At 57.1% G+C, this 24730-nt stretch carries 19 protein-coding genes and 1 tRNA gene; 12 read left to right on the top strand and 8 right to left on the bottom strand.

Going from position 1 to position 24730, the window contains the following annotated elements; genetic code table 11:
- Window positions 1-9 precede the first annotated feature (9 nt).
- Genes PQU98_RS08390 through PQU98_RS08375 form a run of 4 tightly spaced genes read left to right on the top strand, consistent with a single transcriptional unit; the run spans window position 10 to window position 5465 of the window.
- The gene (locus tag PQU98_RS08390; RefSeq protein ID WP_272744448.1) at window positions 10-1218 is read left to right on the top strand and encodes a sigma-54-dependent transcriptional regulator; all 1209 of its coding nucleotides are present in this window, start codon (window positions 10-12) and stop codon (window positions 1216-1218) included.
- Window positions 1208-2398 (top strand): sensor histidine kinase, encoded by a 1191-nt coding sequence (locus tag PQU98_RS08385; RefSeq protein WP_272744447.1) that lies wholly within the window; start codon window positions 1208-1210, stop codon window positions 2396-2398. Before PQU98_RS08390 ends, PQU98_RS08385 begins: the two co-directional genes overlap by 11 nt.
- Window positions 2398-3084: an ABC transporter ATP-binding protein gene (locus tag PQU98_RS08380; protein WP_272744446.1), complete on the top strand. Its 687-nt coding sequence runs from the start codon at window positions 2398-2400 to the stop codon at window positions 3082-3084. Before PQU98_RS08385 ends, PQU98_RS08380 begins: the two co-directional genes overlap by 1 nt.
- A complete protein-coding gene (locus tag PQU98_RS08375) occupies window positions 3081-5465 on the top strand; it encodes an ABC transporter permease (RefSeq protein WP_272744445.1) in 2385 nt (794 codons plus the stop codon). The genes PQU98_RS08380 and PQU98_RS08375 overlap by 4 nt, the downstream gene beginning before the upstream one ends.
- Before the next feature lie 11 nt (window positions 5466-5476).
- On the opposite strand, the gene PQU98_RS08370 is transcribed toward PQU98_RS08375, so the two are convergent.
- Window positions 5477-6166 (bottom strand): FadR/GntR family transcriptional regulator, encoded by a 690-nt coding sequence (locus tag PQU98_RS08370; protein ID WP_272744444.1) that lies wholly within the window; start codon window positions 6164-6166, stop codon window positions 5477-5479.
- Window positions 6167-6430: 264 nt separating this feature from the next.
- On the opposite strand from PQU98_RS08370, the gene PQU98_RS08365 reads away from it, so the two are divergent.
- The 6 genes from PQU98_RS08365 to PQU98_RS08340 all read left to right on the top strand — a co-directional run bounded on the left by PQU98_RS08365 (window position 6431) and on the right by PQU98_RS08340 (window position 16668).
- On the top strand, window positions 6431-6856 hold the full coding sequence (locus PQU98_RS08365) for a hypothetical protein (protein WP_272744443.1): 426 nt from the start codon (window positions 6431-6433) through the stop codon (window positions 6854-6856).
- Between the two features lie 381 nt (window positions 6857-7237).
- On the top strand, window positions 7238-10399 hold the full coding sequence (locus PQU98_RS08360) for a TonB-dependent receptor (protein ID WP_272744442.1): 3162 nt from the start codon (window positions 7238-7240) through the stop codon (window positions 10397-10399).
- A gap of 95 nt (window positions 10400-10494) precedes the next feature.
- Window positions 10495-12027 (top strand): tryptophan halogenase family protein, encoded by a 1533-nt coding sequence (locus PQU98_RS08355; protein WP_272744441.1) that lies wholly within the window; start codon window positions 10495-10497, stop codon window positions 12025-12027.
- On the top strand, window positions 12027-13559 hold the full coding sequence (locus tag PQU98_RS08350) for a tryptophan halogenase family protein (protein WP_272744440.1): 1533 nt from the start codon (window positions 12027-12029) through the stop codon (window positions 13557-13559). Before PQU98_RS08355 ends, PQU98_RS08350 begins: the two co-directional genes overlap by 1 nt.
- Window positions 13560-13572: 13 nt before the next feature.
- Window positions 13573-15324, top strand: coding sequence for a glycoside hydrolase family 43 protein (locus tag PQU98_RS08345; protein WP_272744439.1), 1752 nt, complete (start codon window positions 13573-13575; stop codon window positions 15322-15324).
- 90 nt (window positions 15325-15414) lie between these two features.
- Entirely contained in the window at window positions 15415-16668 is a 1254-nt protein-coding gene (locus PQU98_RS08340; protein ID WP_272744438.1) for a glycoside hydrolase family 5 protein, read from the top strand.
- 35 nt (window positions 16669-16703) lie between these two features.
- Here the strand turns inward: PQU98_RS08340 and PQU98_RS08335 are convergent, their stop codons facing one another.
- The 6 genes from PQU98_RS08335 to hemC form a co-directional block, all read right to left on the bottom strand.
- Window positions 16704-16916 (bottom strand): hypothetical protein, encoded by a 213-nt coding sequence (locus tag PQU98_RS08335; protein WP_438263863.1) that lies wholly within the window; start codon window positions 16914-16916, stop codon window positions 16704-16706.
- Between the two features lie 77 nt (window positions 16917-16993).
- Window positions 16994-17069: transfer RNA gene (locus tag PQU98_RS08330), tRNA-Thr, on the bottom strand.
- A 113-nt stretch (window positions 17070-17182) separates the two neighbouring features.
- The gene (locus tag PQU98_RS08325) at window positions 17183-18715 is read right to left on the bottom strand and encodes a heme biosynthesis protein HemY (RefSeq protein WP_272744437.1); all 1533 of its coding nucleotides are present in this window, start codon (window positions 18713-18715) and stop codon (window positions 17183-17185) included.
- A complete protein-coding gene (locus PQU98_RS08320) occupies window positions 18712-19677 on the bottom strand; it encodes a COG4223 family protein (protein ID WP_272744436.1) in 966 nt (321 codons plus the stop codon). The genes PQU98_RS08325 and PQU98_RS08320 overlap by 4 nt, the downstream gene beginning before the upstream one ends.
- Window positions 19678-19702: 25 nt before the next feature.
- Window positions 19703-20446, bottom strand: coding sequence for a uroporphyrinogen-III synthase (locus tag PQU98_RS08315; RefSeq protein ID WP_272744435.1), 744 nt, complete (start codon window positions 20444-20446; stop codon window positions 19703-19705).
- 3 nt (window positions 20447-20449) lie between these two features.
- Window positions 20450-21394, bottom strand: coding sequence for a hydroxymethylbilane synthase (gene hemC, locus PQU98_RS08310; protein ID WP_272744434.1), 945 nt, complete (start codon window positions 21392-21394; stop codon window positions 20450-20452).
- Window positions 21395-21496: 102 nt separating this feature from the next.
- Between hemC and tsaD the strand changes: the two genes are divergently transcribed.
- Both tsaD and PQU98_RS08300 read left to right on the top strand, forming a co-directional pair.
- Window positions 21497-22654 carry a tRNA (adenosine(37)-N6)-threonylcarbamoyltransferase complex transferase subunit TsaD gene (tsaD, locus tag PQU98_RS08305; protein ID WP_272744433.1) on the top strand — a complete coding sequence of 386 codons (1158 nt, stop codon included), beginning with the start codon at window positions 21497-21499 and terminating at the stop codon, window positions 22652-22654.
- Entirely contained in the window at window positions 22651-23673 is a 1023-nt protein-coding gene (locus tag PQU98_RS08300; protein WP_272744432.1) for an NAD(P)H-dependent glycerol-3-phosphate dehydrogenase, read from the top strand. Before tsaD ends, PQU98_RS08300 begins: the two co-directional genes overlap by 4 nt.
- Window positions 23674-23813: 140 nt before the next feature.
- Here PQU98_RS08300 and PQU98_RS08295 read toward each other — a convergent pair whose 3' ends face one another.
- The gene (locus PQU98_RS08295) at window positions 23814-24692 is read right to left on the bottom strand and encodes an ATP-grasp domain-containing protein (RefSeq protein WP_272744431.1); all 879 of its coding nucleotides are present in this window, start codon (window positions 24690-24692) and stop codon (window positions 23814-23816) included.
- Between the last annotated feature and the right edge of the window lie 38 nt (window positions 24693-24730).

Here is a 24730-nt window from a genome sequence, read left to right as displayed (position 1 = left end):
GAAACGTACATGTCTAGGCTTGGTAAAAATGTCCTGTTTGTCGATGACGATGCGGATGTCCGTAAGACCGCGGAACTGCTGCTGAAAAAGCGCGGATACGGCTTCTTCGGGGCCGATAGCCCGGAAAGTGCGCTCAGTTGGCTTGAGGCGAACCCTATTGATGTCATCCTCCTCGACCTCAATTTTTCCAAGGGGCAGACGACGGGCGCCGAAGGGTTGGCGTGCCTGCGCGATATTTTGCGATATGATCCCACCGCTATGGTCATTGTCGTGACGGGCCATAGCGGTTTGTCTATTGCCGTTCAGGCGTTAAAAGCGGGGGCCCATGATTTCATCATGAAGCCGTGGAATAATGACCGGCTGGTTGAGGCCATCGAAGCGGCTGTGCAGGTTCGTAAAACAACAACCGATAGCGGGCGTGAGACGGCGCTGTTTCTAGGTAACTCACCTTCGGTTCAGTTAATTCGCGCGACTGTGGATCGTTGTGCGTCGCTTACGGCCCCTATCCTGATCCGGGGGGAGACGGGGGCGGGCAAAAGCCTGCTGGCCTCAACTATCCATTGCCAGTCGGGGCGTGAGCACCTGATGCCGGTTGACGCTTCAGTCTTTGAGCCATCAACGATTCCGGCGCAGCGCAACATGACTCTGCTTTTGGAAAATATCGACCGTCTGCCACCGGCGCAGACTGCTGCGCTTATGTTATGGAGCGCCAACGCCGGACGCGAAAACAATCGCCTGATTTCGACCACGTCTTTATCCGGGCGAGACATTGGGATTGATCGGGGGCTTTATTATGCGATCAGCACGATTGAGATTGAACTGCCGCCCCTGCGGGCGCGGCGGGATGATATCGTGCCTTTGGCCGAACACTTTATGCGTGTCGCCTGCCAACGTCAGGGCCTTGCGGTTAAGTCGTTTTCAGCCGACGCGCAATCCCACATGCGGGCCAGTCACTGGGCCGATAATATCCACGCCCTGCGTCAGGTGGTCGAACGTGTGGCTATTCTGGTTGACAGCCCTGAGATCGGGGTTGCTGATCTGGGGCACACCGATCAGGCCGCGACGGTGTTCACGCAGGCGCCAAGTCTTGCGGACACCGAGAAAAGTTTGATTGAAGCGGCTTTGCAGCGCCATAACTTTAATATTTCGGCGGCGGCGGAGGCCCTTGGTCTCTCGCGGCCATCCTTATATCGGCGGATGTCCAAACATGGTCTTTGATAGCCGCATCTTTCGAATATGTCTCACGATCCTGTTCGGTGCGGCTTCGGTGCTGGTTTATGATTCGCTTACCCGCCAGCTATGGGCAAACGCCGTGATTGGGCTGGCGTGTAGTCTGGGTCTGATGGCCGCTATCGCTGCCATCAGACTGCCACAGGATCTGCGCACCCCGCCCGATCCGGTTATGCCTGATATGGAGGCCGAGCGCCTGCAGGCTTTACTTGATCAGGTGCAGGTTCCCATTGTCAGTCAGGCAGCCGGGCGACCACTTAAGGCAGAGAACCGGGCCGCCAGATCGTTGTTTATGACAGATGGCCTGATTGCCGAAGATATCAACCTTCATGCTGTGGGTTCAGGGGCTGGCGCGGGAAACGCATCGGTTGTGAGCATCTTCAGTCGCCACTATACCCTCAGTGTCAGTGAACTGCACAAAGAACCTCACCGGGTGCGTGTCGCGGCCCTGATTGATGTCGAGGCCGAGGTGCATAAGGCCGAAGCGTTTGCCTTGAGACAGACCCTTCAGGTACTCAGCCACGAAATTATGAACTCACTGACGCCGGTGTCATCACTGGCCGAGATTGCCGATATGTATTTGGCTGATCCGGCCGGTGCGGATGTGCCGCCCGCGCGAGAGGCGCTTGAAACCCTTAAGCGCCGCGCCGTAAACCTTGCCCGGTTTATCGAGGCTTATCGATCTGTGGCCAGGCTGCCCGAACCTGAATTACGGGCTGTTGATCTGGCCAGAGTGGTGCGTGACACGGTCACGGCTTTCAGTCAAGGCTATGGCGATGGCATGTTTTCTCTGGAACTGAACCTTGCTGAGGGGGAAGGTGTTGTAAATCTCGACGAGGCCCTGTTCGGGCAGGCGCTTATCAATGTGCTGGCCAATGCGATTGAGGCAACTGAGGGTATGGAGGTGCGTCGGGTAGCGGTGTCCGTCTCCAAAACCCACCATGAGGTTATGGTGTCGGTCGCTGATAATGGCGCGGGTGTAGCTGACGATATTCGCCAGAACCTTTTCAATGGGTTTTCAACGACGAAGGCGAAGGGCACCGGCACCGGGCTTAATCTGGCCCGCCAGATTGCCCTGGCGCACGGCGGTACTCTCAGGCTGATAGCGAACGGGCCGGATCAGGACACGATGTTTGCGTTCACCCTGCCGTTGCGAGGGGGGAACTGATGGCTCTGATTGATCTGACCGATATTGAACACCTCTATTCCGGTGCGCAAAAACCGGTTCATGCCTTGCGAGGGGTATCTCTGGAGATCGACGCCGGAGAATTTGTGGCCATAACCGGCGCGTCCGGCAGCGGTAAATCAACGCTCCTGAATATTATCGGGACGCTGGAGCGCGCAAGTGCGGGCCGCTATCTCTTTGACGGACAACGTGTGGAGGCAACGCCCGAGCGGAAACTTGCCAATTTAAGAGCCAACAAAATCGGCTTTGTGTTTCAGAATTTCAATCTGCTCGATCACCTCACTGTATTCGATAATATTGCCCTTGGACTGAGATACCGCCGTGACCCTGTGGCAGGCCGCCGGGAGCGGATACTGTCGGTTCTGGACCGGGTTGGTCTTGCCCATCGTGCCGATCATTTGCCACGGCAGCTTTCCGGCGGTCAGCAGCAGCGATGCGCGATTGCCCGCGCTATTGTGGGTGATCCGCAGGTGGTTCTAGCCGATGAGCCGACCGGCAATCTCGATTCTACCAATGCCGGTCAGGTCATGGGAATACTTGAGGACATAAACGCGCAGGGGGCGACCGTGATTGTGGTGACCCATGCCCCCAGTCAGGCCGATCGGGCCGGCCGGATTATTGAGCTGCATGATGGCCGTGTGCATATGACACGCCGCAGGCTGACATGACCGGATTGCTTTATAGCCTTCGCGGGATATGGCTGGCGGTTGTCAGACGATGGGCGGTATATCTTCTGATGCTGTCAGGGCTGTCTATGGCCTATGCCGCAGCCCTGATTATCGGTCTTTATATCCATAACGAGCTGACCTTTGACAGGTTTTTACCTGATACAGAAAGGCTTTACATTGCCCAGGCAGAATATGGCCCGTCCGGAAAGCCTCTGGTAGCCAGTGATGTGGCCCCTGCCGGTGTGGCCCGCTGGATGCGCTCGGACAGCCGCAACATAGAGGCCATAACGCGTCTGGTGCCGGTGGAATGGCCGCTGCGTAGTGAAAGGCGCTTTGTGAAGGAGCGGTTTTACTGGGCGGATGCTAATTTTTTTGATCTCGTGAAGTTGCCAGCCCTGCATGGCGATCTGGCGCACGCGCTGGCGAAACCCGGCAGCATTGTTTTAACCGAGCGGATGGCCCGTCAATATTTTGGGCGGGCCGATGTCGTGGGGGAGGTATTGGCAACCCACGACGGCCTGCCTCTGACCGTCACCGCCGTTCTGCGTAATTATCCCGCCAACACCCATCTTGAGCGGGAGATATTTGCATCAGGATCGACCAGCTATGCCATGCTGTCGATACTCGACCAAAGGTCGACATATTTATGGCCGACCTCCTATACCTATTTTCGCCTGAAGCCCGGCGTGACAAAGGCCGCGGTCACCCGCGAGATGTCTCAACTCAGCCGTAAATACTGGCAGGGGGACAACAATCTGCCGGTAAATTTCAGGGCGATCCCTGTCGTGAAATTGCATTTTGAGCCTCAGGGCGATGGGCAAATGCGACCGCGGGGGCATCTGAATTCTGTTCGGGCGCTGATGGTCGTCTCAGTGATGATACTGGCCCTGGCGGCCATCAACAGTGCCGGTCTTATTCTTGCGGAAGCCCGTGAGCGTGAACGGGAGATGGCGCTGTATGCCGCGCTTGGGGCGACCCGGTTCAAGCAAATTGGCTACATAATGAGGGAGGCCGCGCTGGTCAATCTGGCCAGCAGTGTCTTTGGGCTGGCAGTGGTGGAGCGGGTTCTGCCGTATGTTAATGCGCAACTAGGGGTATCGCTTGTACTCTGGGCTTCACCGTTTGCGGTACTGACAGGGGTAATGGTATCTGTTCTGATTATGAGTGCTTTGTGCGGCATGTACCCGGCTATGCGTATTACCCGCTTTTCACAGGGGGGAGCCGCCCATAAGGGGCATGAGCCGGACAACTCTATAAACTGGCCGGGCTGGGTAACCGCTCAACTGGCGCTGGTGATGGTCCTTTTAATTGCGACCCATACCATGTCGCGCCAATGGCACTTTGCCATGAGTGAGGCGCCTGGATTTAATGGTGATAAGGTATTGATGGTTCGCCTGATTAACAGCACTACCGTCACCCAACAGTTTAGTGAGGCCGTGCGCAAAATTGACGGCATTGAACTGGCGGCCGAATCCTTTGGCGTTCCGACCACGGAGTTTGCCCGCCCTGGCTGGATAGTTGAGCCTTCGGGCCGTGTTATATCCTTTACACGTAATTCAGTTCATCCTGACTTTTTCAAAGTGTTTCACGTTCCCATATTATCCGGCCGCAACCTGTCAGAAACCTATCTGACCCCCGAAGTGCCGCGTGAAATCCTTATCAATGCCGCGGCGTCAAAGGCGCTGGGGTTTCAGAAGCCTTCGGATGCAATCGGACAGATAATTGATTATGAAGCGGATCAAACCTTCTTCTCTTCAAAAATTGTTGGGGTGGTTCCTGACCTCAGATTTTCGACAGTGTATGAGCCGTCTCATCCCATGATATTTGATGGATTTGCGAAATATTTCACGCAAATTAACTTGCGGCTGTCCCGCGATGATCCTCAGGTTCTGAACCGGATTGACACCGTATGGAATGAGGCGGCGGGCGGACGTGTGCCGATTGAGCGGCAATTCTACCGGGATTACCTGACGAACCAGTACCGGGATATGTACCAGCAGTTGCGCGCCTTTACGCTGGTGTCGGCCGTTGCGATGCTTCAGTCTGTATTAGGGTTAACCGGATTATGTATTTTTCTGGCGCGGCATCAGCTTCGTGAAATGGCTATCCGTCGCGCCTTAGGGGCGACATTTCAGGAGCTGCTGATATTGCGGCTTAAACCTTTTCTCTGGCCGGCGGTGTTGTCCTGTGTGATTGCCTGGCCGCTCGCCGGATTAGCCCTTAGCTTTTGGCTTAGGTCGTTTCAGGCGCATATACCCGTAGCCATATCCTCTTTTTTATTGGCCAGTGCACTGGTGCTTTTCGTATCTGCGATAACGCTGGCGATTCATTCAGCCCATTCTATTCGCTGCACCCCTATGCGGATTCTGCGTCAGGAGTAGGGCGTGACGCTTTACGCAGGCGGCGCTTCTATTTGCCTGAGCGAAGAGCGCAGTAATTCGCGCATCATGGCTTCGGCACCCGGCGCATCGCCGTGGCGAATGGCATTGCCAATCTGTTCCCGGATCTGGTTGGAATAGGCGTTTGCGGGCAGGGCCGAAGCTTCCAGATGCAGAGCCGTCGTCACCAGTTCGGTCAGGCGTGTGAAAAAGGCGTTACGAGATCCCATGAGTATGGCGTGGTGAAAACCAAGTGTAGCCTGCAACTGTTGCTCTGCATCGGCATCAGCCCTGTTCAGGGCATCCAGGGCCGAATTTATCTGCCGGATGACTTCGGGCCCACCTGATGCTGCCACCAGCCCCGCCGCAACGGGCTCTATCGCCAGGCGCATTTGCGTATATTCGCGGTATGTGTCGGCAGAAAACGGACGTTGTTTCAGCCAGGAACTGACGTCGGGGTCAAGCAGGTTCCAGTCGCGCATCGGCAATAAGCGCTCACCCCTTTGGCGGGTACTGATCAGCCCTTTGGCCGTAAGCATCTTGATCGCTTCGCGCACAACGGTTCGGCTGGCGTCGAACATGGTTGATAGTTCGGCTTCGTTTGGAAAGGGCACCTCATCGAAATGACCGGCGACAATCATCTGGCCCAGGGTCATCTGCAGTTGCACCGTCATATTCGAGCCAAATTTCGTTACGGTGACCATTTGCCTCTAGCCTCTGTGCGCCGTCAATTTTAAGCGCCCTGCGCGTAAATCCATAGAAAACAGAAGATTGTGGCCGCAGCAAGCCTTTGTTCGTTTCATGCGTGAGGAGCTGTAGGGGGTGTCCGGAATCGGACGCTGTGGACGGTTTTGGCGGGCATTGCCATGCTTGTGTGGTTAAAAGTTATATATATTCAGCGTGTTAGCGGTTTTTGTGGGGGCGGGGTATCATGGCAAAAAAGAACAAGAATAATTGGGAGAAAGCCTATGGAATACCCTTTGATGCTGCGGTCCGACAAACAGAATATCAGGCTAGATGAGGCTCGTGGCCTCAATGCTGTGCTGTGTGATAGCAAAGGAGTGCGTAAGTCGCTTGACTATAGGGGGCTTACCCTCATCCGTGCGGATGAAGGAGTGTTTGTCGCCTACAGTGTGTGCAATGCTCACTCTATCTGTCTGCGTGAAACCGTTCAGATCTATTTCGATACGGAAGTTAATGATGACGCGCGCCGCCATATGGTGGGGTGGGAGACGCATAACGTCCGGCCCGGCGTGACTCAGGCTGTTCAGATTTATTGCGGGCCTTGTAATGCCCTAAGCGATGAAGTGCAAATGCAGGTGGTTATTGCCAGCCTGTCAACCGAAAGGGCGCGTGCCTCGGTCGTGCCACTGCCCCAACTGTCCAGAACATAAAAAACTCTCGCCGGATCTGGCCGGCGAGAGGGGAAGCGTATGTTTGGAGGGAAGAATAAGGTGTGTGTGCGCACCTGTACCGCTTCAGTTTATCGGCCCTAATGGCCTTGGCTATTATAATATAGTCATACAAATTAATAGTGGCAAGGATGGGGTGTGGAATTAATGAAATTTGTGTATTTTTGCCACATATGCCTAAATTTGTGATAATAATGCACCTTTTGAAAAAGAATCCGCAGTGTGCAGATGACAACCTTGTCATATAATAATATTATAGTATTGGTAGCGTTATCAAACTCAGGGACTCGGTAATAAAAACCTGACGTTGATGGAGAGAAACGACTGAGGCCGCCAGATGGGCCGGCTAAGAGGGAGATCTTAATGTTGAAACATAAATCGCGGCTGCTTATGCTGGCCGCAGGAACGTCGCTGCTCGCCTTGACGCTGGGCGCGCCGTCCTACGCGCAGACGGCTGAACCCGAAGCGGGCGAGGATACGCAAACCGTAGTTGTTACGGCGCGGCGCAAGGCGTTGCAAAGTGCGACAGAACGTAAACGCAATTCTGATACCCTTATCGATTCCGTGGTTGCAGACGATGCGGGTAAGTTGCCCGATAACTCGATCACCGAAGTGCTTCAGCGCGTTTCCGGCGTGACGATGGTGCGCTTTGCGGCGCTCAACAACCCGGACGCCTTCTCAGTCGAAGGCTCGGGCGTTCAGATTCGTGGTCTGTCGGGTGTTGCAGCGCGCTTGAATGGCCGTGAAGTGTTCAGCGCTAACGGTGGTACGGGCCTGAGCTGGGGCGATGTGACGCCGGAACTGATGGCGGCGGTTGATGTCTATAAGGCTTCGCGCGCGGATCAGATCGAAGGCGGTACGGGTGGCTCAATCGATCTGCGCACCAAGATGCCGTTCGATTATCGCAAGCCATCATTTGAAGCCAGCCTTGGGGCCTCCTATGGCGATTTCGCCGAAAAGACGTCCCCAAGCGGCTCCTTCCTGTGGACTGATCGCTGGGACACATCGATAGGCGAAATGGGCCTGTTACTCGATGTCGCCTATTCTGAGTTTGCGTCTAAATCGAACTTCCTGCGTACCGAGCCCTTTTTTGCGCAGCGTACCGCCAATGGCAATACGGCTGACCGCTATATTCCGCGTGGCTTTAACTATGGCGACTCGACCTTTAACCGCACCCGTGAAGGCTTTTATGAGGGCTTTCAATGGCGGCCTAATGATCAACTGACGATCTTCCAGACCGCCTTCATATCGAAATATACCAGCGACAATACGGAATCGGGCGTTTTCTTCGGCCATGGTTCCCTTGGGGTTGCGCCGGGCTCCAATGCCGAATTCGATTCCAATGGTATGCTGATCAAGGCAGACCGTCTGGTGCCGGTCTCGTTCTTTAATGGTCAGGCCGGCGAGACTATGTCACAAACCTGGCTGCCGGCCAATCAGCGGGTGAACTGTAATGCGCCCTTTGGTTCTCAAGCCCAGTCGCTGAACTGGAACACATCTCCGCCATCCTGTAGCCCGGTTCTGATCAATGTGGGCTCCACCCGTGGTTTCCAGACGTCTGAGACCATGACGGCGGATTTCAGTACGGGCTTTACCTGGACGCCTACAGATAAGCTGCGCATCGACGGCGCGCTCCAATTTGTGGATTCATCTCTGAATTCGACCAATTTCAATCTGGGTCTCGAAAACCCGGCCGTGCCCGCAGGGGCTATCGACCTGACAGGCGATATGCCGAAGTTTACCATCCTTGATGGAGGGGCATTGTCGAACCGCGCCAACTACAACTGGGGCAGCATTATTACACGGCCGCAGAATAACCACGGAACCTTGGGCGCGGTCAGTCTTGATGTCGGCTATATCTTCGACGAAGGGTTCTTCCAGGAGGCTAAGTTCGGCATTCGCTATGCTGATCGTCTGGAGCGCGACAATTACGAAGGCACCTATTGGGCGCCTTTGGGCCGGGGCTGGAACAATTCCGGCCAGCGCACCATCGTTGATGGGCCGGAGAAGGACAGCGAGCTTTATACTTTCGGTGATTTCTTCCGGGGCGATGCCCAGTTGCCGGGTCTGTTCTGGCTGCCCAGTGAGGCTCTGATTCAGGGCAATGATCCGATCGATGCCCAGCGGAAATACGGCTATGATCAGGAATGTGCCACGAACGTTTATAATGCCAACAAAACCTGCGCAGTCGATAACCCAAATCGTGAACCGGCCCGCTATACTTGGTCTGATGATGCGTTTGGCTTCCAGCGCGTCGAAGTTGTAACACGTTCTGCCTACCTTCAAACCAAGTTTGGCAGTGATGAGGGGGTGTTCGGGGTTCCGTTTACCGGAAACATGGGGTTACGGGTGGTTCAGAACCGCTCTAACAGCTCCGGTTACTTTGTCATGAACAGCGTATCGAGCTTCTACTTTACACAGGCTGATTTCCAGGCTGATCTGGCGGACGGCACACTTAACAATGCCCTGTCGATACCTACAGCCGGATATGAGCGTGTGGATGGCATCAAGTACACCCGTGTGCTGCCATCGTTCAATGTCAACTTTAAAGTGACTGACGACTTCCAGATCCGGGTTGCTGTTAATAAGACGATGTCGCCGCCCAACTACTCGGATCTGCGTTCGACCGGCAGCGCAGGTATTTCGTTGCAGTCAAACCCAAGCAATATACCTGGCCCGGGTGGTGTCACCTATCCCGGTATATATAATGGCATGACGGCTAATACAGGCAATCCGCGTCTGGAACCGACCATGTCGACCAACTACGATCTGGCGTTTGAGTGGTACCCAAGCTACAGCCTTAATGCGCACCTGTCTCTGTTCCACAAGGATCTGAAAGATCTGATTATTTATGGTTCAACCCTAAAGCCTGTCACATTCAACTATCTGGATGGTGCCGGGACCGAGCGTACTTACACGGGTACGGTATCGACATCAGAAGTCTATAACTCCAGCGAAGATGCGCGTATCAGCGGCTTTGAAATCGGCGGGCGTAAGTTCTTCGATGAACTGCCTGAGCCCTGGAACGGTCTTGGGATCGAAGCCAACTATACATACATCGATTCTGAAAGCCCAAGTGCTCTGGCGCGTGACATCTACGGCAATCCAATGACGGGCATTCCGGTCGTGGGGCTGTCTGAGCACAACTACAATGTTCAGTTGATGTACGAAAAGAAGAACCTGTCGCTGCGTGCGGCCTGGTCGTGGCGTTCGGAATATCTGCAATCGACCAATGCCAACGGCACCAATCCGGACTACGACTACTATACGCCGCAAACTACGGGTAATTCGACCCTGCGCCGTATTGACACGGCTCTGCCGACCTATGCCGATGCCTATGGACAGCTCGATCTTGGCGCTAACTATAAGGTCAACGACAATGTGCGTATCTGGCTTCAGGCCAATAACGTAACGAACGAAGTGACCCGTACCCTGATGGGCGGTTACCCAAGCGGGCAGCTTTATACCCGTTCGTGGTTTATCGCTGATCGCCGGATCAATATCGGCCTGAACCTGGCTTTCTAAAGCTACGGGGGCGTAGTCCGAACCTTCGGACTACAGACAATAACGGCTTCCGGCGTAGTGTTTCCGCCGGAAGCCGTTATAATCTGGAGATTATCATGGCAAAGAACGTCCTGATTGTCGGCGGCGGTACGGCAGGTTGGGTGACGGCTGGCTATCTGGCCCGGATGTTGTCGGCGGCATCCCCTGACGGGGCGCGGATTAGCCTGATCGAATCCGAAGATATTGGTATTATCGGGGTGGGCGAAGGCACATTCCCCAGTATTCGCAAGACCTTGAAACGCATTGGGGTCGATGAGGCCGATCTGGTCAGGGAATGCGACGCCACATTTAAGCAAGGCATCAGCTTTCGCGGTTGGCGCACCGGCGCTGGCGACAGTTATTTTCACCCGTTTGAAGCGGCCTTTAGTCCGGGCGGACTGGATCTGTTGTCCTATTGGCTGGCAGGTGCTGTCGGTGACCGCTCATGGGATGAGGTGTCGACGGTTCAGACCCGTGTGGCCGAACTGGGGCTGGCGCCTAAGCTGGACACGCACGAAGGATATGCCGCGCCACTGAGTTATGCCTATCATTTCGATGCGGTGAAGCTGGCGCGTCTGCTGCGGCGTGTCGGTATTGCCAACGGCGTGCGGCATCTGACCGGCACGGTGACCGACGTCAAACTAGGCGAGGATGGCTCTGTTGATTATCTCATTTCGCGCGAACACGGTGAGCTGCGCGCTGATCTTTATATTGATTGTACCGGCTTTCACGCGCAACTGATCGGTAAGGCGCTGCAAAGCCCCTATCGGTCGGTGCGTGATAGCTTGTTTACCAACCGCGCTTTGGCCATGCAGGTGCCTTACGAGCGAGAAGATGCACCGATCCCGTCCTATACGATTTCAACCGCTCAGCCGGCAGGGTGGACCTGGGATATCGGGCTGGATGGCCGCAGGGGCATCGGCTATGTCTATTCCACGGATCACACCTCCGATGATGAGGCTGAGGCTGTGCTGAGGCGTTATATCGGCCCAGAATCTGATGATCTCAATCCACGTAAGCTGGAGTTTGAGCCGGGGTATCGCCCTGTGCAGTGGGTGAAAAATGTCGTGGCCATCGGCCTGTCGGCCGGTTTTGTTGAGCCGCTGGAGGCCACCGGCATAGGCTTTGCCGAAGGGGCGGCCCTTGTGCTGGCGGCGATCTTTCCGTGGTCAGGCCCGGTTGATGGCCCCGCAAAGCAGTTCAATGACATCATGTCGCGTCGTTATGCCCATGTCGTCGATTTCATCAAGATGCACTACTGCCTGACGCAGCGCAAAGACACGCCGTTCTGGCGGGATAATGCGGCGCCGGACAGCATCTACGACAGCCTGAAAGATCGACTGGAGCGCTGGCGCTATCGCATGCCCGATTTTGTCGATGTCGATCTGAACCACGATATTTTCACCGAAGCCAACTGGCAGTACGTGCTTTACGGCATGGGCTTTAAAACTGATCTGGGTGACCGGAAAGGCGCATTGAAGTATTTTGAGGATGCAAAAGTCGCTTTTGCCGATGTCGCCCGGCAAGCCGATGTCGCGGCCAGAAAGTTGCCTGCGCACCGCGATCTGATCACCAGCGTGCGTCGGCACGGATTCCGGCGGGCGGCGTAATGCGGGCAGTGGATGGACTGAAACGGGTCGTTATCGTCGGTGGCGGCACGGCGGGCTGGATGACGGCGGCGGCATTTTCCAAAGCCTTACATGGCCTGCCCCTGTCGATCACGCTCATTGAATCCGATGAGATCGGCACTGTGGGGGTGGGGGAAGCCACCATTCCCGCGATCCACCATTTCAACGCTTTCCTCGGTCTCAATCAGGCTGATTTCATGCGCCACTGTCAGGCGACGTTCAAGCTGGGGATCGAGTTCATCAACTGGGGCAAGGTTCCCGGCAGTTATATTCATCCCTTTACCCGCTTTGGGCTTGATCACACCAATCTGCCATTCCATCAGATGTGGATGGCCTATGCGAAGGACGATCTGGCCGCAGGCCGCACGACGGGGATCGAAGCCTTCAGTCTGGCGTGCGTGGCGGCGCGCAAGGGGCTGTTCGCCCATCCGGTCAGCGGTGCCGGATCAGATATTACGCGGTTGAACTATGCCTTTCATTTTGATGCCAGCCTCTATGCGCGATACCTTAGAAGCTATGCGGAAACGCGGGGTGTAACGCGCGTTGAAGGCAAGATTGTCGATGCCCGCCAAAATGTGGATACCGGTTTTGTGACGCAGGTAGTGCTTTCTGATGGGCGCGCGGTCGACGGTGATTTCTTTATCGATTGCAGCGGGTTCCGTGGGCTGCTGATCGAGCAGGCTTTAAAGACCGGCTATGAAGACTGGACGCACTGGCTGCCGGCGGATCGGGCGATTGCGGTGCCGAGCGATAATGGCGACCGCCTTTTACCCCTGACACAGGCCACGACCGAAGCGGCCGGCTGGCGCTGGTCGATACCGTTGCAGCACCGCCGGGGCAACGGTTATGTCTTTAGCAGTCAATACCTTACTGAGGATGCGGCCAGAGAAACCCTGCTGCAAAGCCTGCCCGCGCAGCCCCAGGCGGAACCACGCACGATACGCTTCGTGACCGGAAAGCGCAAAGCCGGCTGGAACCGCAATGTTGTGGCGGTCGGCTTGTCGTCAGGGTTTCTGGAGCCGCTGGAATCGACATCGATACATCTCATTCAGGCGGCCATTTTACGAATATTGGCGCATTTCCCTGACGCCGAATTTTCGCCTGCCGATGTCGCGGCCTATAACCGTGAAACCTCCGCCGAAATGGAGCGAGTACGTGATTTTGTCATTCTTCACTATAAAACAGCCGGTCGTGAAGATACTTCGTTTTGGCGCTATTGCCGCGATATGTCAGTTCCCGATAGTCTCAGCCATGCCATTGAGGCGTTCAAATCCCGTGGCCGCCTGACCATATCCCACGATAATTTATTCAGCGTGCATAGCTGGCTGGCGGTTCTGCTGGGGCAGGGGATACTCCCGTCAGCACTTGATCCATTGCTGGGGACACTGCCGCTCTCGGAATTAAACGCTGTGATGGCGCAGCAACGCGGGGAAATTGACCAGGCGCTTAAAGGCTTACGGCGGCATGAAGATTATCTCGATGCCTTCTGCCGCGCACATCGTGTAAACGCATAGAGTAGGACGCTATATGAACGTGTTCAGTAAACTGGCTATAGTTCTTGGGGGTACGCTGCTGGCCGCCTGTCAAACCCTGCCGCCGCCAACGACAAACGTCGCAACAGATGCGGCACTGGGCACGGCGGCCTTCGACTGGTTTGAATATACCGGTGACGATACCCTGTTCAAAGCCACATTGCCCAAAGATAAATACCAGAATCCGGTTCTGGCCGGGTTCCATCCGGACCCCAGTATTACCCGCGCCGGGGATGACTATTACCTCATCAATTCGACCTTTGGCTTTTATCCGGGCATTCCGATTTTCCATAGCCGCGATCTGGTGACCTGGACCCAGATCGGCAATGCGTTCAGCCGTCCGGACATGATGCCGTTTTCGTCCAATATCGGCCTGAGCGGCAGCGGCATCTACGCGCCCGCCATTCGCTATAAGGACGGGCTGTTTTACATCATAACCACCTGCGTTGGGTGTGGCGGCAATTTCGTGATTACGGCCCGCGATCCGGCGGGGGCATGGTCCGATCCGATCTGGTTGCCGTTTATCGAAGGCATCGATCCGTCCATTCTGTTTGACGATGACGGCAAGGTCTATGTGGTACATCAGCGCAGCCCGCTGAATAAGCGCTATGACGCCCACACCGCCGTGGCGATCATGGAGGTAGATCCTGTCACCTTCGCGCAAAAATCCGAAGACATTATTCTGGTCGACGGCGGCGATAAGACACCGTGGAATATGGATTACCTCGAAGGGCCGCACATCTATAAGGTCAAGGGTGAATACATCCTGTCGGCGCCGGGCGGAGGCACCGGCTATTTCCATCAGCAACTGGCCTTCAAATCCAAATCTCCGCTGGGCCCCTATACGGCCAATCCGAACAATCCGATCCTGACCCAGTTCGGCCTGCCGGACGACCGTCCTGATCCCGTCACCGCCACCGGCCATGCTGATATGGTTGAGGATCAGAACGGGCAGTGGTGGGCAGTATTCTTAGGGACGCGCGTCTATGATCTGGCCACCCCGCCGCAGGACCCAGGCCGGTTCCATACGGGACGTGAGACCTTTATGCTGGAGGTTCGCTGGAAAGACGGATGGCCGGTTATCCTCGAAAAAGGCAAGGCCTTGCCCGCGCGTCCTGATCGTCCGCTGCTAAAGGCCGATAAGGCCGCCAGCATACCCACCACCGGCAACTTCACGGTACGCGATGAATTTGACGCCGACAAACTGGCGCCGCAATGGATGTTTGCACGTACGCCGACGCAAGGCTGGTGGGAGGCTGGTGACGGCTCGCTGATCATTACTGCACGCAACGACCGATTTGGCAGCAGAGGGCAGCCAAGCTTTGTCGGGCGCCGCATTGCGCACATGACTGCGACCCTGACCACCAAGCTGAGCTTTGATCCGGCGGCGGCTGGCGATGAGTCAGGTCTGATGGCTGTGCAGAATGATGAATTTTATTATGCCTTTGGTCTTGGTCTAAACAGCGCCGGTCAAAAGGTATTGCGGGTGCGCAAACGCGAAGGTCAAAACGAGCCGGAGCGGGGGATCACTTTGACTGAGACGCCGTGGACGGGCGCACAAAATGCGCCGATTTATCTGCGCATGACCCTCAATAAGGGGCGCATCGATTTTGAGGCCAGCGCTGATGGCCAACGCTTTACGCCGGTTCTGGCCAATGGTGATGCCAAGGTGCTGACCACTGCGGCGGCCTCAGGCTTTGTAGGGGCGGTTGCGGGCATGTATGCCGAAGGCGGCGATACAAAATAGGTATGACCGGCACTTAAAACAAAACAGACCTGAACAGGCACCGCAAGCCGGCGTGGTGCACCATTTGATCAGGCAAACACGGGGAGCGAAATGCGTTTTATGCAATCAAATACAGGCCGGATGGGTATCCGGGCCATCGTCCTGAGTTTTACGACGTTTGTCATGCTGGCCAGTTGCGGCGGCGGTGGCGGTGGAGCGTCTGCCGGATCATCGGGCGGAGGCGTATCGAGTAGTTCCAGCTCTTCAAGCTCTTCAAGCAGTTCGAGCAGCGCCACTGCCATTGGCCCGTTGACCGCTGCTAATGCCCTGACCGAAATGTCACCGGGCTGGAATGTCGGCAACAGCCTTGAGGCCATCGGTTCCGGCTCCGGGCCGTTTACAACTTCGCAGGAAGGGGCGTGGGGCAATCCGGCGGTGACGCAGGCGCTGATGAACTCGGTTAAGGCCGCGGGCTTCAAAAGTGTGCGCATTCCCGTCGCGTGGCATCAATATGCCAACAGCAGTGGCACGATCAGTCCCGCATGGATGACGCGGGTAACTGAAGTTGTGGACTATGCCCGTAATGCCGGGCTTTATGTCATTATCAATATCCATTGGGATGGGGGCTGGATGCAGCCGACCTACGCTTCACAAACTCAGGCCAATGCGCGGCTGACCCAGTACTGGACGCAGATCGCCAATAATTTCAAAAGCTATGATGGGCATGTCTTGTTTGCAGGCACCAACGAGGTGATGGTGACAGATGTCTATTCGGCGCCGACGGCAGAAAACTGCACCGTTCAGAACGGCTTTAACCAGACGTTTGTGAATGCGGTGCGTGCGACCGGGGGCAACAACGCTACCCGCTGGCTGGTGGTGCAAGGCTATAATACCAACATTGACCATACCATATCCTGCAATGCGACCCTGCCGACCGATACAGCGACTAAGCGCCTGATGATGGAAGTCCACTATTACGATCCGTTCAATTTCACCCTGAACACCGCAAGCAATATCTGGCAGTGGGGTAATATCGCTACCAACATGGCGGTCACGGAAACCTGGGCGAATGAGACCTATACCGATGCACAGTTTCAGAAGATGAAGATCAACTTCGTCGACAAAGGTGTGCCGGTTATCTTGGGAGAATACGCAGCCAGTCTCAGGACCGAATATGATCCGTCGCAGACCTATCGTAATTACTGGAACAAATACATAACCCGCTCGGCCTATCAGCACGGTATGGTGCCCGTTTACTGGGACAATGGTTACCTGTCCAATCACCAGTCGGGACTGTTCAATCGCTCAACCGCCGTACAAGGCTATCCAATTACGATTTCTGAAATTGTTGGGGCCGCGCAGTAGCGCATATAAGTTGATATAGGTGAGGGTGAATAAATCTACATTTTCCTAAAATTTGTGACTGTGAAAATCGACAATGCGGTGGCTACCGCCGTGTCGATTTTCATGTCGTAAGCCTTATGAGGCTTGCGTTTTGATGAATTTGATAACCTCATGGCTGCATAACACCATGTGTGGAGCGACTTTGTGCTGATACCCAGCCGCGCAGCCACCTCTTTGACCCCATAGCCACGATCAACAACCTGCATCACTGCGTCCTGCTTGTTGAAGGGTAGCTTTTTAAGTCTGCCTAAAAACAGGCATGTTGTGGGTAAAAATTGTATTTAAGTGGTGCCGCATAGGTGACTCGAACACCTGACCCCCGCATTACGAATGCGGTGCTCTACCAGCTGAGCTAATGCGGCGCACTGTGGAGGCGGGGCTAACAAAAAACGCCCCGGCCAGTCGACAGGGGCGTTTCTTTACACATGACAGCGGTCTTTGCCAAGGCCGCGGCACGCATTTTTATCGGGATTTCTTATTTGGTTTTGGCAGGCACCCGTTTCGCCCGCGGTTTAGGGGGCGGTACTGACGGCGCCTCCGCATCATCGCCGCGCAGGGCATCGTCATAGATGCCCGGATCATCCGGCAGGGGCACAAAGGTTGCGGCCTTTTGCGCCGCCTTGACGAACGGCATGGACGGCATATAGCGCGACACCAGATCGGGCAGTTCCGACAGGGTACGTTCATCACGGTCAAAGCGCGGATGCACCAGCGTGCCTTTTTCGGCATAGCTCAGCACCAGTTGCGCCCAGTCAGCGGGTGAATAGGCAAAGGCTTTACCCTCAGGATCAAGATCAGACCAGTCCGGCTCGGCCTTGACCAGCGAGGCTTTCGCCACCCAGTTGCGGGCCCCGTCCATATCCTGAAGGCCCAGGCAAGCCTTGGCCATCAGGCCGCACACCCGCCGCGTCAAAACCTCTTCAGCCAGATCAGGCTCTAACGCCGTCATGGCCGTGCGGATGTCAGCCTTGGTGTGGGTCATTAGGGCGCGCTCTAAGTTAAGCAGGCGGCTTTCGCGGTGACCGGGATTGCGATCAACCAGCCCCTGAAGGCGGCGCGCCCGGTCACGCGGCGTTTCGTCATTGACCAGATCGCGGTAAGCCAGCCAGATTGCCGGATGAGGCTGGGCGGCATAGGCGGCCTCAAGCACGTCTTCGGCGCGGCCCAGCTTATTGTGGGCGGCCAGCAGACGACCGGCCATGATGGCGGCAGGGGCAAACTGCGGCTGAAGCTTGGCGGCGCGCACAGCGTAATCAAGTGCCTGCTCGCGCGTGGCGGTGTCGGTTGCCGTTTCCATGCGGGCGGCTGAGGCGGCCATCAGTGAGGCGCGCGCCCGTTCGGCATAGATCGGTGAGATCAGCTTGCGGCCCAGCGCACCTTCGATCAGATCGAGGGCTTCGGCCCACTCGCCGGCGGTCAGGCGGGCTTCAAACAAGGTGCGAAACGCCCACATGGCCGGTTTGGTCTGGTTGTAGGCCTCTTCGGCCAGACGAATGGCTTCAATGCGGTCGCCCTGCTTTTGCGCCAAAGTCATCAGCCCTTTGAGGCCCGCTAATTTCAGTTCCGGCACGCTCAGCATGGCGGAATAGGCGGCCTTGGTGGCGACATCGTCCTGAGCGGTTTCGGCGGCCAGTGCCCCTAACACCCGCACCAGAGGGATATTGTCGCTGAGGTCGATGGCCTTGACGGCATGACGGCGGGCTTCGGCCCCGTCACCGGCGGCGATGGCCATGAAGCCTTTGCTTAAGGTGTCGTCGGCCTGACGGCGGCGGGCTTCGGCGCGGGCTTTGGCCTGACGTTGCGGAGAGCGCGATAGCCACAGGGCCAGATTCCAGAAACAGACCGCAGTAAATGCCAGAACGCCGATCAGGATAATGGCGGCGGTGGCGGAGGTATCCACGCGGTAACCCATCCAGATCAGGCTGGCGGTGCCAGGCTCGCCAGCCGCGCCGATCCCCAGGGTCACCAGAACCGTAATGGCCAGAAGTATGAGAAAAGTTCTGATCACAGGGTGCCTCCGGGGGTTGCGGCTGCTGAGGTTTGCGGCGCGGTCGCGGACAATTGCTTAAGGGCGGTATCAAGGGCGCGGCGGGTGGTCGTATCAATCAACAGGCGGGCGCGAGCCTGATCCAGCCAGATACCGAGTGCGCGCTGGGCCGGGGTGGGCAGGGCATCGATATGGGTCATGGCGCCGCTCAGGTCACCTGAATTAAGCCGCAGTTCGGCGCGGCGCAGGGTAGCGTCGACATCGCTGCCTTCGACGCGGCTAAGCGCGCGGATGGAAATAATCGACCCCAGGGCATCCATCACACCGCTCCACAGGGTGTCGCGGTCTTCGGGCGTTTTGACCGTGGCGTGGGCTTTGGCGGCATAGGCCGGGAATTCGAGGGCCAGCGCCGCTTCGGACATAACACCTTTGTCGGCATGAGCGCGTAAGGCGGCCAGTGGTGACGGATCGGTCAGGGTCCGCTCAGCCGCCGTCAATTGGGCGGAAAAGGGCTGAGTGCTGCGGGCGGCCAGTTGCAGGGCGGTGGCGGCTTCGACGGCGGCGGCGGCGGCGGTTACCTCACGCTGGCGGGCTTCGAGTTCATCAATGCGCTGCGACAGGCGCGCCAGGGTCGTGGGATCGCTGTATACCTGAACCGTCGGAGTATCGGTGGGGGCCTGAACCGCCGCCGGATTGACCGCAGGCGCCGGAGCCTTGAGCGCCTGAACCTGGGCGCGCAATTCCGCGATCGCCGCCTGAGTCTGAACATCGACCGCGGGGGGGGATTTGCCCCCCACATCCTTGAATATGCCCAGTCCCATGAACACAAAGGCCGCCACAATAAACAGCAGCGGTATGGCGATGGCGATCATTAGCGGCGTGCGCGCCCATTTTTCTTTCAGGACGGCGCGGCTGTTCTGATTGGCCGCGTCAGGCCCTGTGGGCAACAGAGCATCGGCAGGCGGAGTATCTGGGTCAGTCATCAGGGTTTCGCGTATCTTAAAAGGGTTAGCGCGGAATATCGCTCAGGAGCATAAGCATAGAGGCTTCGTCTGGGAACTGCGAAATCAGCACTTTAGGTGAAATTTCAGACACATTTTCGCGTTCGGCATCATTTGGGTTACCGGCAGGCGCGCTCAGGCCGGTGAGCAGTGCCTCAGCGCACGCCTTGGAAATGGCTATAAAGGTCAGGTGTTTGACAGTTGCAGGGCTTGTTTTTTTGCGCAGCATTTCGCCGATAAACCGTGCCGCCCTAGGGGAATGGAGGAGGATAATATCTATATCCTCTATGGCGGACAGGGCGGTATCCGGAAAGATCGTCACCGTGCGGTAAAGCGGTAATTCGTGCGCGCTTATGCCCGCATCAGTCAACCACTGTGCCAGAGGAGCCGCCGGTATTTCAGGGGCGCAGACGATGACGGCCTGCGGCCTGTGCTCAAGGATCAACTCGAACAGGGCGGCGGCATCACCGGAGGCACTCAAAACCGTGGCAAAACCATGATCGCGAGCGGCCTCAGCGGTAGCGTCACCAACGCAAAACGTCGTCGCAGCGCGTAAGGGGTAAGTCTTGGCAAAGATTTCAACCGCGCTGCGGCTGGTGAAGGCGACGGCATCAAAGCTATCGGTCAGGGACGGGGCTGACAGGCGTTCGATCTTAAGCACCGGGTCGATCAGAGCCGCAAACCCCAGCGCCTCAACCGCCGCGGCGGTCTTATGCGCCCGGTTGTCCACCCGCGTGACCCACACCTTCATGGCTTAACCCAGATACTGAATGAGGTCGTCGCCCGCTTCTTCGCGGATTTCGTGCCCAAGCCGGATGCCCAGAGTGCGCGCACTCTCCACCGTCGGATGGGCCAGTTTTGCCCGCCGTTGCCAGCGGGTCGTGCCATCGGCACTCAGGGCCTCGGCAAACAGGGTCAGGGTGTGGTCGTCGCTGAGTTTGGCATAGGCGCCCACCGCCGTGCGGCATGATGCTTCGAGTGCCTCCAGCGCCCCGCGCTCTGCGGATATGCAGATGTGGGTCGGCACGTGGTGCAGTTTTCGGATCCAGTCCTGATCCAGATCCGCCGTGCGGCACTGCACCGCCAAAGCGCCCTGACCGGGGGCTGAGGCGAACTGATCGGGGTCGATATAGGATTTGATATGCTGCGACAGCCCAAGCCGGTTCAGACCGGCCGTCGCCAGCAATATGGCGTCGCACTCACCGGCTTCTAGTTTTTTCAGGCGGGTATCGACATTGCCGCGCAGCATAACGACCTCAATATCGGGGCGCACATTCAGCGCCTGAGCCTGACGGCGCAGGCTGGCCGTGCCAAGTTTCGCACCGGCGGGCATATCCATAAGGCTCTGATATTTAAAACTGACAAAGGCGTCGCGCGGGTCTTCGCGCACCGGAAAGACGGCGATGCTTAAGCCCTCGACCTCATTGGCGGGCATGTCTTTGAGCGAATGGACGGCGACATCGATATCGCCGCGCAGCAGGGCGTCCTCAATTTCCTTGGTGAACAACTGCTTGCCACCCGCCTCGATCAGGCGGCGATCCTGAATGCGGTCGCCCTGGGTCGAAATGATGGTAAGCGGGGCAATCTCATCGACGCGGGCCACATCTTCGCCTAAAGCCGCGACGATCTGACGCTGGACCCAGCCGCATTGGGTGGTGGCCAGTTTGGAGCCGCGGGTGCCGATTTTCAGTCGTGTCATGAGGTGTTTAACTCAAAAAAGCTGGCAAAACGCTTGACGCACGCCCATCTGACGGGAAAGACAGTGGCCAATCGATAATATGTACCCCGTTACAAGAGCCTGATGACCTTAGCAATCTCCGATCCATCGCAAAAGCCCGCACCGGATGATGACCTGTGTGTGCTGGGTGTGGAATCAAGCTGTGATGAGACCGCCGTGTCGGTAGTGCGCAAAAGGGGCGGGCAGGTCGAGGTGTTATCCTCGGTCATCCATTCCCAGATCGCCGCCCATGCCGTCTATGGCGGGGTCGTGCCGGAAATCGCTGCCCGCTCTCACGTCGAAACCATTGATGATCTGTGCCGCCGGGCGCTGGCTGAGGCCAAAACTAAAGGCTTTGATGAGGCCGAATTGGATGCGGTGGCGGCGACCGCAGGGCCTGGCTTGATCGGCGGGGTGATGGTCGGGCTATCGTTTGCCAAGGGTTTTGCGTTGGCGCGGGGTTTGCCGCTGATCGGGGTCAATCACCTCGAAGGCCATGCCCTGTCGCCGCTTTTGGCCGAGCCGGTGGCGTTTCCGTACCTGTTGCTGCTGGTTTCCGGCGGTCATTGTCAGTTGCTGAATGTGCGCGGCGTTGGTGATTATCAACGCCTTGGGACAACCATAGACGATGCGGCGGGCGAAGCGTTCGATAAGATCGCCAAGGTTTTAGGGCTGGGCTATCCGGGCGGTCCGGCGCTTGAAAAATGCGCAGCAGAGGGGGATGCGACGCGCTTTACCCTGCCGCGGGCGTTGTTAGGGCGAAAAGACTGCGACTTTTCATTTTCGGGTCTGAAAACCGCGGCGGCCAAGGTCGCCACGGATCACGTGAAAACACCGCAAGACCGCGCCGATTTGTGTGCCTCAGTTCAGGCGGCGATTGCGCGGCAACTGTGTGAACGATCTGAGCGGGCGATGACGGCGTTTGAAGCCGGTGATAAGAGGCCCGCCTTTGTGGTGGCCGGCGGCGTGGCCGCCAATAAGACCGTGCGGGCTGAGCTGACAAAACTTGCGGATAAACATGGCTTTAGGTTCGTGGCACCGCCGATGGCCTATTGCACCGACAACGCGGCTATGATTGCCTTGGCCGGACTGGAACGGTTCAGCCTGATGGATGCGGATCAACGTAGTGACATGTTGGGATCAATGGCCACTGTGGCGCGGCCGCGCTGGCCGCTGGATGAAGCGGCGGCGGCATCATCGCCCGTCCATAAACTGAGTGGCCGTAAGGGAGCGAAAGCGTGAAGAAACTCAAACATGCGGACCATTTCGATAAGATAGGTGTTATTGGCGCCGGTGCGTGGGGCACAGCTTTGGCGCAGGTCTGTGCGCGGGCCGGGCGTGAGGTGATTCTTCAGGCCCGTGAGGCCGACGTGGTCGGATCGATCAATACGGCCCATCGCAATGAAATTTACCTTAAAGGCATCGACCTGTTGCCGCAGGTCAAGGCAACCGCTGACCTTAGCGATCTGGCCGAGTGTGAACTGATACTGGCGGTGCCGCCCGCCCAGCACATGCGCGCAACCTTGAAGGCCTTGGCACCGTTCATCAGTGAGGGTGTGCCGATCGTCTTGTGTGCCAAAGGGGTTGAGCGCGGCACCGATGCGCTGATGAACGAAGTGCTGGCGGAAGCCTTGCCAAATGCCACACCCGCCGTCCTGTCGGGCCCAAGTTTTGCCGCTGAAGTGGCTAAGGGACTACCTGCAGCCGTGACGCTGGCCTGTCCCGATGTCGACCTGGGGGCGCAGATTATTCATACATTGGCGACGCCGACGTTCCGGCCATATCATTCCGATGATATGATCGGCGCGGAAGCGGCGGGGGCGCTGAAAAACGTGCTGGCGATTGCCTGTGGGATTTCCGAAGGGCGCGGGTTGGGACGCAACGCCCACGCCGCCCTGATCACACGCGGCTTTGCTGAAATTCTGCGCTTTGCCGTGACCCTGGGGGCGAAACCCGAAACTGTGGCGGGCCTGTGCGGGCTGGGCGATCTGGTGCTGACCTGTTCGTCGCCGCAGTCACGCAATATGAGTGTGGGCTTAGCGCTAGGCGGCGGGCAGACGCTGGAACAGGCTTTGGCCGGTAAGGTCTCGGTCGCCGAAGGGGTCGAATCGGCACCGGCGGTGGTGCATTTGGCCCATAAGCTGGGTGTCGAACTGCCGATCTGCGAGGCCGTGGCCGCTATTCTGGCCGGTGAGGCCGGTGTCGAAGATACGGTTTCGGCGCTGATGTCGCGTCCGTTAAAGTTTGAGAGTGCTATATAGAACCTCCCCTGTTGCAGGGGAGGAGGGAGGCCTGATTTATCAGGCCGGAAGGTGGGGTAAATGGCCGTAAGGTTACCCCCTCTTTGCGCGTATCGTAGATACTTGCAAAGCTCCCCCTCCAAGAGGGGGAGTTCTTAAGGTTAGTGACACCCACAGCCAATATGCAGGGCCGCCGCGAAGGCCTTGGCGAGACGTTCCGGTGCATCTTCGTCGTATTTCAAGTACAGATCCGGCTCGATCAGTTCCAGTTCCATCAGGCAGAACCGGCCCTGATCATCGCGGACCATATCGACGCGGGCATAGAGCACCTGATCGCGGCCGACAAACTCAAGCGCATCGTAGGCCAGTTGCAAGGCCTCATCCGGCGGTATCTCGACCCGCAAATGGGCGTCATAATCAGGCTGGGAGCGGAAATCGCCAGCCTTGGGGGTTTTCAGCACGGCATGGGAAAACTCGCCGCCGAAAAACAGCAGCGACCATTCGCCCTCGGTCTGAATGGCCCGCATCAGCGGCTGAATCATGGCCTCATCTTGCGGGGCATCTTCCGGCACTTCGGTCTTTTCCCAAATCAGGGTGTTTTTGGCGCCTGCTGACACGACAGGCTTTAAAACTAAAGCCTCTTGCCCAAAATCCGCACGGGCCGCCGCCATATTTTCCGGCGTCAACTGATCAACAAAGGCGGTTGGTATGGTACGCACCCCGGCCTGCGCCAGATCGCGCAGGTAACGCTTATCGATATTCCACGCCACGATCTCCACCGGATTGAGTACGCGATGTCCTTTGGCTTTGAATTGGGCCAGGGCGCGCCGGAACTCATCGGGCGCATTATGATAGCCCCACGCCACCAGCGGACAGATCAGATCATAGGGCTTACTCACCGGTTCCGACCACGGCTGATCGAACACATCCAGATCAAGATCGTACAGCGCCGCGCGAAAGGCTTCCAGCACATAGGGCCAGCGCCCGTGATGGGACGGATGATCGGGGTTGGGTGTCAGGATCAATAAAGACTTGCTCATGAGGCGTTTTATGCGCATGAGGATTGAAAAATCAAACG

The sequence above is a fragment of the Asticcacaulis machinosus genome (genome assembly GCF_028550435.1).
GTDB lineage: Bacteria > Pseudomonadota > Alphaproteobacteria > Caulobacterales > Caulobacteraceae > Asticcacaulis > Asticcacaulis machinosus.
This window is presented reverse-complemented; position numbering and strand designations above follow the sequence as displayed.

What these genes read in the sequence shown, in the direction of transcription:
- PQU98_RS08360 (WP_272744442.1), top strand. Translation starts at nt 7,238, where the DNA reads ATGTTGAAACATAAATCGCGGCTGCTTATGCTGGCCGCAGGAACGTCG.
- PQU98_RS08350 (WP_272744440.1), top strand. Translation starts at nt 12,027, where the DNA reads ATGCGGGCAGTGGATGGACTGAAACGGGTCGTTATCGTCGGTGGCGGC.
- PQU98_RS08295 (WP_272744431.1), bottom strand. Translation starts at nt 24,692, where the DNA reads ATGAGCAAGTCTTTATTGATCCTGACACCCAACCCCGATCATCCGTCC.
- PQU98_RS08380 (WP_272744446.1), top strand. Translation starts at nt 2,398, where the DNA reads ATGGCTCTGATTGATCTGACCGATATTGAACACCTCTATTCCGGTGCG.
- PQU98_RS08370 (WP_272744444.1), bottom strand. Translation starts at nt 6,166, where the DNA reads ATGGTCACCGTAACGAAATTTGGCTCGAATATGACGGTGCAACTGCAG.
- PQU98_RS08375 (WP_272744445.1), top strand. Translation starts at nt 3,081, where the DNA reads ATGACCGGATTGCTTTATAGCCTTCGCGGGATATGGCTGGCGGTTGTC.
- PQU98_RS08355 (WP_272744441.1), top strand. Translation starts at nt 10,495, where the DNA reads ATGGCAAAGAACGTCCTGATTGTCGGCGGCGGTACGGCAGGTTGGGTG.
- PQU98_RS08315 (WP_272744435.1), bottom strand. Translation starts at nt 20,446, where the DNA reads ATGAAGGTGTGGGTCACGCGGGTGGACAACCGGGCGCATAAGACCGCC.
- PQU98_RS08345 (WP_272744439.1), top strand. Translation starts at nt 13,573, where the DNA reads ATGAACGTGTTCAGTAAACTGGCTATAGTTCTTGGGGGTACGCTGCTG.
- PQU98_RS08320 (WP_272744436.1), bottom strand. Translation starts at nt 19,677, where the DNA reads ATGACTGACCCAGATACTCCGCCTGCCGATGCTCTGTTGCCCACAGGG.
- PQU98_RS08340 (WP_272744438.1), top strand. Translation starts at nt 15,415, where the DNA reads ATGCGTTTTATGCAATCAAATACAGGCCGGATGGGTATCCGGGCCATC.
- tsaD (WP_272744433.1), top strand. Translation starts at nt 21,497, where the DNA reads ATGACCTTAGCAATCTCCGATCCATCGCAAAAGCCCGCACCGGATGAT.
- hemC (WP_272744434.1), bottom strand. Translation starts at nt 21,394, where the DNA reads ATGACACGACTGAAAATCGGCACCCGCGGCTCCAAACTGGCCACCACC.
- PQU98_RS08390 (WP_272744448.1), top strand. Translation starts at nt 10, where the DNA reads ATGTCTAGGCTTGGTAAAAATGTCCTGTTTGTCGATGACGATGCGGAT.
- PQU98_RS08385 (WP_272744447.1), top strand. Translation starts at nt 1,208, where the DNA reads ATGGTCTTTGATAGCCGCATCTTTCGAATATGTCTCACGATCCTGTTC.
- PQU98_RS08365 (WP_272744443.1), top strand. Translation starts at nt 6,431, where the DNA reads ATGGAATACCCTTTGATGCTGCGGTCCGACAAACAGAATATCAGGCTA.